The organism is Duganella sp. GW821-FHT01E12, from assembly GCF_059422325.1.
Window position 1 is genome coordinate 973,995 of sequence record NZ_JBWKWR010000002.1, and the last position, 13,878, is coordinate 987,872.

The following is a 13,878-nucleotide window of genomic DNA, read 5'->3' on the forward strand; positions in this document are numbered from 1 at the left end:
CTTCGACAACCGGACGCGAACCCGGTCAGAACACTTTGCTGATAGTCAGCTGCAGCGCGGTCTTGCCCAGGAACTTGCCGTTGGCCGGCGAGGCGTAGGCGGTCTTGCCGGCGTTGGTGCCGATCACCGCCAGCGCGCCGGTCACCACGCCGAAGTCCCTGGTGGCGCCGATCTTCCAGTCGCTATAGCTAGACGCGCCGTTGTGCTTGACGTTCTGGTGGCCGGCGTGCAGGTTGATGGTGTAGCCCTCGCCCGCCTCGATGTTGGCGCCCAGGTCCACATAGCCGCTGTTCTTGCTGTCGACAAAGCCAAACAGGTTGGTCACCGAGTGCGAGTACTTGATGTAGCCCGGGCCGTAACCGAGCTGGCCGTACACCTCGGTGGTGTTGGCGTTGGCCAAGCCGGCGACGTGCGCCAGGTCGTTGGACGGATAGACATAGGTCAGCACGCCCACGTCGTAGGACACATCGGCCGTGACCTGGCCGCGCTTGCCGGCGTAGATGTCCCACTCGATGTCGCCGCTGCCGCCGGCGTCCTTGGTCCACTTGATGGTCGACAGCCAGGTGCCGGCGTAGAAGCCAGTCGGGTTGTTGGTGTAGTCGAAACCGCCCTGCAGCGCCGGTTTCAGGCGGGTCTGCGAGATGCCGCGATAGCGGTAGTCGCTCACCACGGCGGCGTTGAAACTGGTTTCATTATCCGGCTTGGCGGCCGGCGCGGCATCCTCGGCGCGAGCCTGCGTGCCGGCGAAAGCAGCGGCGATGGCTGCGGCGAGTATTATTTTTTTCATGTTGCGGTCCTTCTTTCAGTGGTTAAGTCAAATCAAACGGTAAGAACTTCGCGGCACAGGGCATCCACATCGGCCGGCGGCTGGCCGTGGATGACGGTGCCGGCCAGCGTGGCCGACATCACCTGCGCCACATAGGCGCGCACCACGGCGCGCTCGGCGTCCGTGGGCTCGCCGGCGCCGCCCACCTGCACAAACAACACGTGCAGTCCGGGGTTGAACATGCGCGCCGCGTTCAAGCGGGCGATCAGCTGGTAGCGGGTCGACAGGTCGGCCTGCTCCGGCTTCAGGGGCACCACCGCCAGCCGCGCGGCGGCCAGCGCGGCGTGGCTCTCGGCGCTGTCGCGGCCCTCGGCATCGACCAGCACCACGGCCCCGCCGGCGCCGCCACGCTGGCCGGCAGCGGCGACAATCACAGCGTGCCCCGCGCCGCCAGCGGCGTCAGGCGGCCGAATTCGGCGCCCGGCAGGGCCCGCATCACCGCGTCCATCACCTGCGCCGCCAGCGCGCGCGACACGCACAGCCACACCCTGGCGCGGGCGCCGTGGTCGCAGGCCTCGACCCGCATGAACTCCATGGCGTCGCCGCAGGTGCGCATCACCAGCGCCCGCAGCGCGGTGACCGCGCCGCTGTCGACGGTGAGCTGCATCAGGCAGGCGCGCGGGCGCGGCGGCCGGGCGCGGTGCTGGTCCTGGGCGGCCCGGGTGTGGAAGAAAGCGTGCATGGCGTACCCCTGTGGTGAACGTTGCGATACCGGACAGCTTATCGGCGGCCCCGTAAAAACGGTCTAAAAAGGCGGGCCGGGCCTGTAAACATCGTGTATAAATTGCCCCGCGCGGTTTTTTTGCCGCGATTGCGCCCGGTTGAGGATAGAATACGCAAACGTCCGCATAAAACTGTACATAAACCCAGTATCGAAATTATCAGCTTGATCACGTATGGCCACTAAAAAACCAGTTTCCGACTACAGCGAAGCATCCATCCGGGTCCTCAAGGGCCTCGAACCCGTCAAGCAACGCCCGGGCATGTACACCCGCACCGAGAATCCGCTGCACATCATCCAGGAGGTGATCGACAATGCCTCGGACGAGGCGCTGGGCGGACATTGCAAAAACATCATCGTCACGCAGAACGCCGACGGCAGCATCGCCGTCGAGGACGACGGCCGCGGCATCCCGGTCGGCCTGCACCCCGAGGAGGGCGTGCCGACGGTGGAAATCGTCTTCACCCGGCTGCACGCCGGCGGCAAGTTCGACAAGGGCTCGGGCGGCGCCTACGCGTTCTCGGGCGGCCTGCACGGCGTCGGCGTGTCGGTCACCAACGCGCTGTCCAAGCGCCTGGAGATCACCGTCTGGCGCAAGGAGCCCGACGGCACCGGCCTGCACAAGCTGGCCTTCGAGCACGGCGACGTGGTCGAGCCGCTGGCATCCGTGGTGGCCCCGCGCGACGGCAAGAAGTCCGGCACCCGCGTCACCGCCTGGCCGGACGCCAAGTATTTCGACTCCCCCGCCATCTCGCAGACCGAGCTGCAGCGCCTGCTGCGCTCCAAGGCCGTGCTGCTGCCGGGCGTGACCGTCACGCTGGTCAACGGCAAGACCGGCGAATCGCAGGTCTGGCAGTACAACGACGGCCTGCGCGGCTACCTGACCGAGGCGCTGGCCCAGGCCACCGACGGCGAGACGCTGATCCCGCTGTTCGAGGGCGCGCAGTTCGCCACGCCGGACGCCGAGGGCTTCGCCGAGGGCGAGGGCGCGGCCTGGGTGGTGGCCTGGACCGAACAGGGCGCCGTGGTGCGCGAGTCCTACGTCAACCTGATCCCCACCCCCAACGGCGGCACCCACGAATCGGGCCTGCGCGACGGCCTGTACGGCGCCGTGAAAAACTTCGTCGAGATGCACTCGCTGCTGCCCAAGGGCGTCAAGCTGCTGCCCGAGGACGTGTTCGCGCGCGTCTCCTTCGTGCTGTCGGCCAAGGTGCTGGACCCGCAGTTCCAGGGCCAGATCAAGGAGCGCCTGAACTCGCGCGACGCGGTGCGGCTGGTGTCGACCTTCTCCAAGCCGGCGCTGGAACTGTGGCTGAACCACCACGTCGACTACGGCAAGAAGCTGGCCGAGCTGGTCATCAAGCAGGCGCAGTCGCGCCTGCGCTCGCTGCAAAAGGTCGAGAAGAAGAAATCGTCCGGCGTGGCCGTCCTGCCGGGCAAGCTGACCGACTGCGAATCGTCGGACGCCAGCCGCACCGAGCTGTTCCTGGTCGAGGGCGACTCGGCCGGCGGCTCGGCCAAGATGGGCCGCGACAAGGAATTCCAGGCCATCCTGCCGCTGCGCGGCAAGGTGCTCAACTCGTGGGAGACCGACAAGGACCGCCTGTTCGCCAACAACGAGATCCACGACATCTCGGTGGCGATCGGCGTCGACCCGCACGGCGTCGACAGCACGCCCGACCTGTCCGGTCTGCGCTACGGCAAGATCTGCATCCTGTCCGATGCGGACGTGGACGGCTCGCACATCCAGGTGCTGCTGCTGACCTTGTTCTTCAAGCACTTCCCCGGCCTCATCGCCAACGGCAACATCTGCATCGCCCGCCCGCCCTTGTTCCGGGTGGACGCGCCGGCGCGCGGCAAGAAGCCGATCCAGAAGCTGTACGCGCTCGACGCCGGCGAGCTGGTGGCGATCGAGGACAAGCTGCGCAAGGACGGCCTGAAGGAAGGCGCGTGGTCGATCTCGCGCTTCAAGGGCCTGGGCGAGATGAACGCCGAGCAGCTGTGGGAAACCACGATGAACCCGGACACGCGGCGCCTGCTGCCGGTGTCGCTGGGCGGCTATGGCCACGGCGAATCGGCCGCGCGCTTCAATATGCTGATGGGCAAAGGCGAAGCGGCCGCGCGCCGCGCCTGGATCGAAGAACACGGCAACGAAGCCGAAGCAGACATCTAATCTAGAACCGAACTATGACTCAAGCAAATCTCTTTGACGAACCGGCGTCGCCCGAAGCCGCCGGCAAGCCCGCCGCCCCCGCGCAGCCGGCAGCACCCGCTCCAGCGGCGGCGCAGGACGCGCACGCCGGCGACATCAACGCGCAGGCCGACGACGCCGCGCGTGGCGACACCGGCGGCGATCACGGCAGCGGCGGCGAAAGCGGCATTGGCGGCATTGGCGGCGTTGGCGGCGTTGACGGCGAAAGCGGCGGCGCTGGCGACGGCGGCAACGGCGGCGGCAACGGCGGCAGCGACGGCCCGCTGGGCGGCGGCGACGACGGCGACGGCGGCGACACGCTGACCCTGTCCACCTTCGCCGAGCGCGCCTACCTCGACTACGCCATCTCGGTGGTCAAGGGCCGCGCGCTGCCGGACGTGTGCGACGGCCAAAAGCCGGTGCAGCGCCGCATCCTGTACGCGATGAACGAAATGGGCCTGAACAGCACCGCCAAGCCACGCAAGTCCGCCACCGTGGTCGGCGACGTGCTGGGCAAGCTGCACCCGCACGGCGACCAGTCGGTGTACGACGCCATGGTCCGCATGGCGCAGGACTTCTCGCTGCGCTACCCGCTGGTCGACGGCCAGGGCAACTTCGGCTCGCGCGACGGCGACGGCGCCGCGGCCATGCGCTACACCGAAGCCCGGTTGACGCCGATCGCCAAGGTGCTGCTCGACGAGATCAACCTGGGCACCGTGGAATTCCAGGCCAACTACGACGGCTCGACCGAGGAACCGTGCCTGCTGCCGGCGCGCCTGCCGATGGTGCTGCTCAACGGCGCCTCCGGCATCGCGGTCGGCCTGGCCACCGAGATCCCGTCGCACAACCTGGGCGAGGTGGCGCAGGCCGCCGTCGCCATGATCCGCAACCCGAAGATCGGCCACGCCGAACTGATGGCCATGATGCCCGGCCCGGACTTCCCCGGCGGCGGCCAGATCATCACCCCGCCGTCGCAGATCAGCGACATGTACGCGAGCGGCCGTGGCAGCATGAAGGTGCGCGCGCGCTGGAAGATCGAGGAACTGGCGCGCGGCCAGTGGCAGGCGGTGGTCACCGAGCTGCCGCCGGGCACCTCGTCGCAGAAGGTGCTCGAAGAGATCGAGGAGCTGACCAACCCCAAGATCAAGATGGGCAAGAAGGCGCTGTCGCCGGAGCAGATCGCGCTCAAGTCGCTGATCCTCAATTCGCTCGACACGATACGCGACGAATCGGGCCGCGCCGCGCCGGTGCGCCTGGTGTTCGAGCCGAAGTCCAAGAACCAGGACCAGACCGAGTTCATGCTGCTGCTGCTGGCGCATACCTCGCTCGAATCGTCGGCCTCGATCAACCTGGTGATGATAGGCGGCGACGGCCGTCCGCGCCAAAAGGGCCTGGGCGACATCCTGCGCGAATGGATCGAATTCCGCTTCGCCACCGTCACCCGCCGCACGCAGTACAAACTGGGCAAGGTCGACGCCCGCATCCACATCCTGGAGGGCCGCGAGACCATCCTGCTCAACATCGATGAAGTGATCCACATCATCCGCAACTCGGACGAACCGAAGGCGGCGCTGATGGAGCGCTTCCGCCTGTCGGAGATCCAGGCCGAGGACATCCTGGAAATCCGCCTGCGCCAGCTGGCCCGCCTGGAAGCGATCAAGATCCAGCAGGAGCTGGCCGAGCTGCGCAAGGAAAAAGGCCTGCTGCAGGACCTGCTCGACAACCCGTCGTCGATGAAGCGCGCCATCATCAAGGAAATCGAGGCCGACGCCAAGACCTACGGCGACGCCCGCCGCACCCTGATCGAGGAAGCGCAGAAGGCCGTGGTGGAACAGAAGGTGGTGGACGAACCGGTCACCGTCATCATCTCGGAAAAAGGCTGGATACGCGCGCGCACCGGCATCGGCCACGACGCCGCGCAGTTCACCTTCAAGGCCGGCGACACGCTGTACGGCGCCTTCGAATGCCGCACGGTGGACAACCTGCTGGCCTTCGGCAGCAACGGCAAAGTGTATTCGGTGCCGGTGGCGGCGCTGCCGAACGCGCGCGGCGACGGCGTGCCGGTCACCACGCTGATCGACCTGGCGTCGGGCGCCCGCATCCAGCACTACTTCGCCGGCAGCGGCGCGACGCAGCTGATGCTGGCCACCAGCGCCGGCTTCGGCTTCATCGCCAAGGCCGGCGACATGGTCAGCCGCATCAAGGGCGGCAAGGCCTTCATCACGCTGGAGGACGGCGACGTGCCGCTGCCGCCGGCGGTGATCGCCGACAGCGCCAGCGCGGTGGCCGTGTTGTCGGCCAACGCGCGGGTGCTGGTGTTCGGCATGGACGAGATGAAGGTGCTGACCAACGGTGGCCGCGGCGTGATCCTGATGGAGTTGGACGACAAGGAGACGCTGATCGCGGCCAAGCCGATCAGCCAGAAGGGCGTGATCGTGTCGGGCATCGGGCGTGGCGGCAAGGCGCAGGAGGAGCGGCTGTCGGCCTCGGCGCTGGCGGTCCACTTCGGCAAGCGCGCCCGCAAGGGCAAGGCGCTGGCGACCAAGATCAAGCCCACCGCGCTGACGCCGATCATCTAGCCGCCCCCTTTCGCGGGAACGACGGGAGACGAAAAAAACCGCCGGCACCGGCGGTTTTTTTATGCTCGGCCGATTAGTTCTTGGCTGCTGCGGCTTTCACGTCGGCCGCCGCTTTGGCTTTGACGGCGTCGGTCTTGTTGGCGGCGATGGCGTCAACGGTCTCCTTGATCGCCTTGGCGTCGACCTTCACGGCCTGCTTGCCGGCCTGTTCCTCGGCCTTGGCCACCGCCTTGTCGCCCTTGGCTTCCGCCTTGGCCTTGTCGGGTGGCGATAATTTTATTCATGGCGTTTCCTCTCAAAGTTCATCGGATGCGTTGCCGAGATCCAGAATAGGCCGATGAGGGGAAGCACTCCGTACGGTGTCGTACTTAACAGGAATTACTTGCCCGCCTCCGCACGCGAGTACAGGTCGATGATGGTGGTGATGGCGTCGGCGCACACCGCGCAGAACTGCTCGCTGCGGTCGAACATGATGCATTGCATCTGCGGACGGTAATAGCCGCTGGCCTCGTAGTTCGCGCCCTCGAACGCGCCCACCGTGTGGAACTGCGGGTCTTTCGAGAACAGCGCGTTGGTCGACTCCAGGTCCTTGCGGAACAAGGCGCTCATCTCGGCCTCCGGCCGGTTGGCGGCGCGCAGCGCGGCGCGCTCCTTCTGGTAGGCGCGCGACGCCGTCTCATACGCCTCCTTCTGCCACGGCGTCGGCAGCGGCGTGCCGTCCTTGACGAACTTCTTCCATTTCAGCTGCGCCGGATCGCGCAGCGCGGTCGCGTTCGGCTCCCACGGCTCCTGGCGCGTGCCGTTCGACTGGTAGGCCACCGGCGAGGTGTAGTACTCGTCGGCCAGGCCGGCGAAGTGGTGGCCGAATTCGTGCACGAACAGGTAGTTGGCCCAGTCGTTGCCCGCCGCCGCGGTGCTGAACTGGCCGAAGATGCCGCCGCCGCCGTAGGTCTCGTTGTTCACCAAGATCTCGATGAACTCGTACGGCGCGTACTGCGCCAGCTCGCGCAGCGCGCGGTTGTCGGTGGTGAGCACATAACGCTCGCTGCCGAAGATATCGTAGCGCGTGCCCAGCGGCGAGGCGTGATGCACGCCGGTCGACGGCCGCGACACGCCCGATTCCCCGGTCGGCAGCGCCAGCGCCCAGACGTTGAAGTCCCCGGCGCGCTCCTTGAACGGCGAGGTGGCGAACAGGTGGTCGGCCAGCTTGCGCGCGGTCGCCTCGAACTTGGGCATCTCGGCCCTGGTGTAGCCGTCGCCGAGGATCAGCAGGTCCACCTTGTCCGGCGACGGGCCGTTGACGCGGATCGCGATCGGCTTGGGCGCGGCCGCCATCGACGCGGGCGGCACCTGCTTGCGCACCACGTCCATCGCGTCGGTGTCGACATCGGCGGTCCACGCCACCGAGAAGGCGTTGCGGTCGTCGCGCTTCAGGATGCGCACGCGCACCGGGCGCTCAGGCTTGGGGAAGCGCACCGATTCCTGGAAGGCGCGGTTGGCGCGCGCCGCCTCGTCGGTGCTGCGCCATTCGGCGAACACGGTGGAGAAACCGCGCGAGTACAGCAGCTCGCCGGTCTTGGCGTCCACCACTTCGACCATGTTGTTGCCGCGGTTGGTGTTGTCGATGGTGGCGCGCATATCGCCCGGCCACGGCAGCGGCTCGATCACCACGCGCTCCATCGCGTAGCTCTCGTTGAGCGCATTGCCGCTGTGGATGTAGTCGAGACGGACGGTGGCCGGCTGCGCGGCCAGCGCGGGCGAGGCGGCGATGGCGGCAAAAGCAGCCAGCGCAAAGGATAAAAAGCGGCTCATGGTCATCCTGTGATCAAGTTACGAAGACCGCCATTGTAATCCCGCCAGGACCGGGCGATGGGGGTGGGCCGCGCACTCGCTGCACTGAAACCCACTGATTTTTCCGCTGAATTTTACTGCTTTGTCCTGTTTTTACAATGACGACAAAAACCAGTCGAAAGCAGGGGCATTCAGTCGAAAAAGCAGTGGGTTTCAGTACAAGGAGCGCGCCGCAGCCCCCGCCCTCCATACCCCGCTAGTTCTTGCGCGCCAGCGACTGGCCGATGTCGAGCGGGCGGATGTCGAGCCGCATGTTCAGGATCGAATAGCTCTGCGGCGCCGCCGACGCGTAGCCCACGCTGTCGCGCGTCTTGGAGAAGGTGAACTGGAAGCCCAGCTCCGGCAGCGCCGTGTTGCGCCCGCTGGTGGCGATGCCGATCGCCTCGCTGCGGCGGTTGTTCATCAGGTTTTCCATCAGCTCGACCACCGCGTTCCTGCCCAGGATATCGGCCGAGAACACCGGCTCGCGCAGCACCGCCGCATGCGCCTTGAGCTTGCCGGCCGCCTTGGCCTGCGACGGCGTGAACGTATGCGTGCCCAGGTCGTACCGGTCGCCCCGGTCCAGATAGCTGATCACGGCGTTGGAGACGTTGAAGCCGGCGCTGGCCGGGTCGGTGGTGGCGCGGGTCAGGTCGATCAGCAGCGCGCCCTTGTGGCCGACGATCTCCACCCGGCGCCGGCTGTCGACCACCATCGCCGTGTTCTCGTCGATGCCCAGCCCGAGCTTGTAGCCCTTCTTCAGCATGGCCGGGATCATGCGGGCGAAGCGGCCGCGCACCAGCAGGTGCTGGTCGACGAACACGTCGTCGCCGATGAAGCCCAGCCCCGGCGCGATCTCCCTGCCCTCGGTGACGCCGCCGCGCAGCGTGGCGAACACCGTGTTCGGCGCGTAGAACATGGTGCTGCTCATGATGGCCGCGCCGGCGCTGCTGCCGGCCACCACGCCGCCGCCGCGGTACAGCTCCCACACCGCGTCCAGCACCGCGCTGCGGCTGCCGTCCTCGCGCACCAGCGCCTGCGTGATGCGGGCCTGGTCGCCGCCGACGAAGAACACGCCGCCGGCGCCGCGCACCGCCGCCGCCAGTTCGGGATCGTCGGCCGCCTGGCGGAAATCGCGGCCGGCCAGCCGCACGGCCAGCGGCACCAGGAAGGCGTCCGCCCCGTATTGATTGAGATGGCCGACGATGGCCTCGCCCACCGGCGCCGGATCGGCGGCGGCCGACGGCAGCACCGCCACCCGCGCCCCCGGCCCGCCGGCCAGCTGCACGATGCGCCGCCAGACGTCGGCGTTGTCCGGCCGCAGATTGCCGCCGATGATGACAAGCGAGCCCTTGGGCGCGGACGGCGCGGCGGCCGCCTCGCCCGGCGGCATGGCGAGCATCAGCGCCGCCTGCAAGCAATGCTTCAAGATGGACATCCGCATCATCGCCTCCGCCATGAAAAATGGGATGGCGCCCGAGGCACCATCCCATCCAATATACCCGATTTCGCGCCGTGGCCCGCGCTGTCAGCGATAGCGGTAGAGCGGCTGCTGCAGCTGGATCGGCCGGATATCCATGCGCAGCTTGAGCACCGAATACGCCTCCACCTCGGTCGAGCTGTAGCCGACGCTGTTGATGGTTTTACTGAAGCGGAACTCGAAGCCCAGGTCCGGATAGGCGTCGCGCGGATTGCCGAAGGCGATGCCGATGGCCTCCTGCTGGGCGTTGTCGATCAGGTTGACCATCAGGTCCAGCACCGCGTTGTTGCCCAGGATGTCGTTGGTGAACACCGGCTCGCGCGTGTCCGGCTGGTTGGGATCGAGCTTGTTGTCGGCCTTGTCCGGCGACGGCGTGAACTCGCGCGTGACCAGGTTGAACTTGTCGCCCCGGTCCAGATAGCTGATGGTGGCGTTGCTGATGTTGAAGCCCTTGACGCCGCGGTCGGTGATCGCGGCCGACAGGTCCAGCAGCAGCGCGCCGCTGTAGCCGATGATCTCGACGTCGCGCTTGGCGTTGACCACCATGGCGCTGTTCTCGTCGATGCCCAGGCCGATCTGGTAGCCCTTCTTCAGCATCACCGGGATCATGCGGGCGAAGCGGCCGCGCACCAGCAGGTGCTGGTCGACGAACACGTCGTCGCCGATGAAGCCCAGGCCGGCGGCGATCTCGTGGCCGTCGTTGACGCCCTGCTTGAGCATGTCGAGCGTCGGCTTGGCGTCGTAGAACATGGTGGTGCTCATGATGGCCGCGCCGGCGCTGGAGCCGGCCACCACGCCGCCGTCGCGGTACACGTCCCACACCGCGTCCAGCGCCGCCGTGTGCTTGCCGTCCGGGCGCACCAGCGCCTTGGTGATGCGGGCCTGGTCGCCGCCGGTGAAGTAGATGCCGGTGGCCGAGTGGATGGCCGCCACCACTTCCGGGTCCTCGGCCGCCTTGCGGTAGTCGCTATTGGGCAGCGTGACGCCGAGCGGAATGAAGAAGGCCTGGGCGCCGTACTGATTGAGCTTGTTGACCGTGTTCTGGGCCGACTTCTCGGGATTGATCGAGGCCGAGCCGAACACGCCGATGCGCGCGCCCTTGCCGCCGGCCAGCTGCACGATGCGCTGCCAGACCTCGGCGTTGTCGGCGCGCAGGCCGCCGCCGATGATGACCAAGCTGCCCGCCGGCGGCGCCAGCACCGGCTTGGGCGGCGGCACCGCCTTGGCCGGCTTGCTGGACTTGACCGGCGCCTGCGCCGCCTTGGCGGCCGGCGCGGATCCAGCCACCTGCGCCGCGCACACGCTGGCGCCGGCGACCACCAGCAGCCCAAGCATGACGAGACGCCGCAGCGTAAAACCTGTTAATTTCATGTTGCCCTTCCGATGAAAACCGGCGCCAGGCTCTCGCCCGGCGCCGTCGATAATGCAGATGATACCAATCTATTACGTGATCCGGCTTAAAGCATCATTACGTTACATTACTTGAAGGCGTAATTGGCGCTGGCATAGAAGCGGCGGCCGCGCGGATCGGTGTAGGTCGGATCATAGCCCGAGATGAAGTAGAAGGCCTGGTTCGAATACGGCGGCGCCGCGTTGAACAGGTTCTGCACCCCGGCGCGCAGCTTCAGGGCCTGGCTGGCCTGCCAGGCGCCCGACAGGTCCCACAGCGAATAGGCCTTCACATGGTTGGCCGCCACCACCGTGCCGTCGTCGGTGTTGATGGCCGAGTTCTGGTCCTGGTAGCCGCCCGACCAGGTGTTCGACAGGCTGGCCGAGAACGGGCCGCGGTCCCAGTCGAGGGTGACGGTGTGGCGCCAGCGCGGCACCACGCCGTCGGTGACGAAGCGTCCCAGGTTGCTCAGGTAGGGGTCGCCCACGGCGTTCTGGATCTTCGAGTTGAGCACATAGGTGCCCGACAGGTGGCCGCCGAAATTGCCGGCCCAGGTCTTGACGTCGCGGTAGTCCAGCGTCAGGTCCAGGCCCGAGGCCAGCTGCGCGCCGCGGTTTTCCTTGCGCAGGTCGATGTAGTCGATGTTGCCGTTGGCCTTGCGGTGCACCAGGTCGCCGTACTTGGCCAGGTTGCCCAGGATGACGTCGTCGCCGATCTCGCTGATCAGGTCGGTGCGCTTGATGTTCCAGTAGTCCAGCGTCATGCTGGCCTGCCTGGACGGCTCGATCACCATGCCCAGCGAGTACTGGCGGCTGTGCTCGGGCTTGAGGTTGGCGTTCGAATAGCGGCGCGTGTTCCAGTTGTCGGCGCAGTCGGCCAGGCTGTTGTCGACCGTGGCGCACAGCACCGGGTCGGGCAAGGTCGCGGTGCTGCTGTAGACGGTGGGCCGGTACAGGTCCGACATCGACGGCGCGCGGAAGCCGCGTCCGGCCGAGGCGCGGAACAGCGTGGTCTTGCTCGGCATGTAGCTCACGCCCACCTTCGGGCTGGCGGCGCCGCCGACCACCTGGTAGTGGTCGTAGCGCGCCGACAGCTGCGCCTCCCACTGCTTGGTGAACGGCAGCAGCAGCTCGCCGTACACCGCCTGCACCGTGCGCTTGTCGCTGGTGGCGCGGCCGCCCTCGGGCGCGGCGTCGTTGTTGATGTTATCGCTCAGCAGCAGCGCCGACGGCGTGAAGTCGGTGCGCTCGTGGCGCAGCTCGCCGCCGATCGCCAGCGCCGCCTCGCCGCCGGCCAGCTTGCCGACCTCGTGCGAGACCTTGAAGTCCAGCGAGTCCATCACGCCGCGCGCGTGGCGCACGTCGTCGTTGACCTGGATCGCGTCGAGCAGCGCCACGCCGGCCGCGCCGGACGGGCCGAACGGGTTGATCACGCCGTCGTAGATGCCCTTGACCAGCTTGTCGTACAGCAGATAGCCGTGGGTGTCCTTGTCCTTGATGGTGTTGACGCTGTGGTTCAGGCCGATGTCGTAGTCGAAGCCGCGCGCGCTGCCGGTCAGGCCCACCACGTAGCGCTGGCTTTCGCTGGTCAGTTCGCTGGTGCGGCGGCCGGCGTCGTTCAGGCGGATGCGCAGCGTGACGTCGCCCACCACGTCGTCGTCGGCGCTGGCCTCGTCCGAATCGAGGTTGTACTTGGCCAGCGCCGGGATCTTCTTGTAGTTGATCGGCGCGCTCACGCGCGCGGTCGAGGCCACGTAGTGGGTCTTGGAGCGGCTCAGCGCGATCTCGGCGAACAGCTGGGTGTCGGCGTTGAGCTGCAGCACGCCGCGCGTGAGCAGGTTGGCCTTGTCCGACTTCGGATACAGCTCGGTGTCGCCCATGTAGTTGTAGGTGCAGGCGTCGACCCCGCCGATGCCGGCCGGCAGGTACAGATTGGCCGGCGGCGCGCAGCCCGGCACCGACAGGTTGATGGTGCGGTTGGTCAGCGGCTTGCCGTTGAGGGTGAAGCCGTTGTCGTTCAGGTAGTCGCGCTGGGCGCCGGTCAGGCGGATGTTGGCCGGCGACGTGAAGCCCGACAGCAGGTGCGGCAGGCGCTCGGGGATGCGCAGCTGATCGATGAACTTGCGCTGCGAGGTGCTCAGCGCGCCGGTGCGCTGCAGGTCGACCACGGCGAACACATTGTAGCCGTCCGTGGCCAGGTCGCCGGTGCCGGCGGTCAGCGTGGCGGTGCGCTTGCCGGCGCCGCCCTCGTCGGTCTTGCCGCCGTAGGCGTTCAGCTCCACGCCCTGGAAATCCTTGCGGGTGATGAAGTTGATCACGCCGCCGATGGCGTCGGTGCCGTACAGCGCCGAGGCGCCGTCCAGCAGCACCTCGACGCGCTGGATGGCGGCCGCCGGGATGTTGTTCAGGTCGACGCCGGTGTCGTCGCCGGGCGAGGCGAAGTTGGCCATGCGGCGGCCGTTGAGCAGCACCAGCGTGGACGAGGTGCCGATGCCGCGCAGGTTGGCGCTGTTGAAGCCGCGCTGGTCGTGGCCGTCGGTGATGCTGGCGCCGTCGGTCAGGCCGCCGACGTTGGCCGACACCCGCGCCATCAGCTCGGAGGCGGTGGTCACGCCGGCCTTCTCGATGTCGGCGCGGGTGATCACCTGCACCGGCAGCGCGGTCTCCGCCTCGATGCGGCGGATCGCCGAACCGGTGATCTCCACCTTCGGCAGCACGGCAGGATAGGCCGGCGCCTCCTGCGCCAGCGCCGCCTGCCCCAGCAGGCCGGCCACCGCGCCCGCGCCCAAGGCCAGGCGCACCGATCGCGCCATCGTCGAAACTCGCATGCCTTGCACATCACCCATGGTTATTCTCTCTGAT

10 protein-coding genes are annotated in these 13,878 nt (G+C 67.5%); 2 read left to right on the forward strand and 8 right to left on the reverse strand.

The window, feature by feature from the left end:
• Positions 1 to 25: 25 nt before the first annotated feature.
• Genes AC07WS_RS09615 through AC07WS_RS09625 form a run of 3 tightly spaced genes read right to left on the reverse strand, consistent with a single transcriptional unit; the run spans position 26 to position 1,508 of the window.
• Positions 26 to 787 carry a TorF family putative porin gene (locus AC07WS_RS09615; protein WP_494728814.1) on the reverse strand — a complete coding sequence of 254 codons (762 nt, stop codon included), beginning with the start codon at positions 785 to 787 and terminating at the stop codon, positions 26 to 28.
• Between the two features lie 32 nt (positions 788 to 819).
• Positions 820 to 1,200, reverse strand: coding sequence for a hypothetical protein (locus tag AC07WS_RS09620; RefSeq protein WP_494728815.1), 381 nt, complete (start codon positions 1,198 to 1,200; stop codon positions 820 to 822).
• Positions 1,197 to 1,508 (reverse strand): hypothetical protein, encoded by a 312-nt coding sequence (locus AC07WS_RS09625; protein ID WP_494728816.1) that lies wholly within the window; start codon positions 1,506 to 1,508, stop codon positions 1,197 to 1,199. Before AC07WS_RS09625 ends, AC07WS_RS09620 begins: the two co-directional genes overlap by 4 nt.
• 214 nt (positions 1,509 to 1,722) lie before the next feature.
• Between AC07WS_RS09625 and AC07WS_RS09630 the strand changes: the two genes are divergently transcribed.
• Positions 1,723 to 3,720, forward strand: a complete 1,998-nt coding sequence (locus tag AC07WS_RS09630) for a DNA topoisomerase IV subunit B (protein WP_494728817.1) — start codon at positions 1,723 to 1,725, stop codon at positions 3,718 to 3,720.
• A gap of 14 nt (positions 3,721 to 3,734) precedes the next feature.
• Positions 3,735 to 6,317: a DNA topoisomerase IV subunit A gene (gene parC / locus AC07WS_RS09635; RefSeq protein ID WP_494728818.1), complete on the forward strand. Its 2,583-nt coding sequence runs from the start codon at positions 3,735 to 3,737 to the stop codon at positions 6,315 to 6,317.
• Positions 6,318 to 6,390: 73 nt separating this feature from the next.
• On the opposite strand, the gene AC07WS_RS09640 is transcribed toward parC, so the two are convergent.
• The 5 genes from AC07WS_RS09640 to AC07WS_RS09660 all read right to left on the reverse strand — a co-directional run bounded on the left by AC07WS_RS09640 (position 6,391) and on the right by AC07WS_RS09660 (position 13,862).
• Positions 6,391 to 6,543 (reverse strand): hypothetical protein, encoded by a 153-nt coding sequence (locus tag AC07WS_RS09640; RefSeq protein ID WP_494728819.1) that lies wholly within the window; start codon positions 6,541 to 6,543, stop codon positions 6,391 to 6,393.
• Positions 6,544 to 6,695: 152 nt separating this feature from the next.
• Positions 6,696 to 8,129, reverse strand: a complete 1,434-nt coding sequence (locus tag AC07WS_RS09645; RefSeq protein WP_494728820.1) for an IgA Peptidase M64 — start codon at positions 8,127 to 8,129, stop codon at positions 6,696 to 6,698.
• 235 nt (positions 8,130 to 8,364) lie between these two features.
• The gene (locus AC07WS_RS09650) at positions 8,365 to 9,591 is read right to left on the reverse strand and encodes a cyanophycinase (RefSeq protein ID WP_494728821.1); all 1,227 of its coding nucleotides are present in this window, start codon (positions 9,589 to 9,591) and stop codon (positions 8,365 to 8,367) included.
• 84 nt (positions 9,592 to 9,675) lie between these two features.
• Entirely contained in the window at positions 9,676 to 10,998 is a 1,323-nt protein-coding gene (locus AC07WS_RS09655; protein ID WP_494728822.1) for a cyanophycinase, read from the reverse strand.
• 107 nt (positions 10,999 to 11,105) lie between these two features.
• Positions 11,106 to 13,862, reverse strand: coding sequence for a TonB-dependent receptor (locus AC07WS_RS09660; RefSeq protein ID WP_494728823.1), 2,757 nt, complete (start codon positions 13,860 to 13,862; stop codon positions 11,106 to 11,108).
• Positions 13,863 to 13,878: the final 16 nt, after the last annotated feature.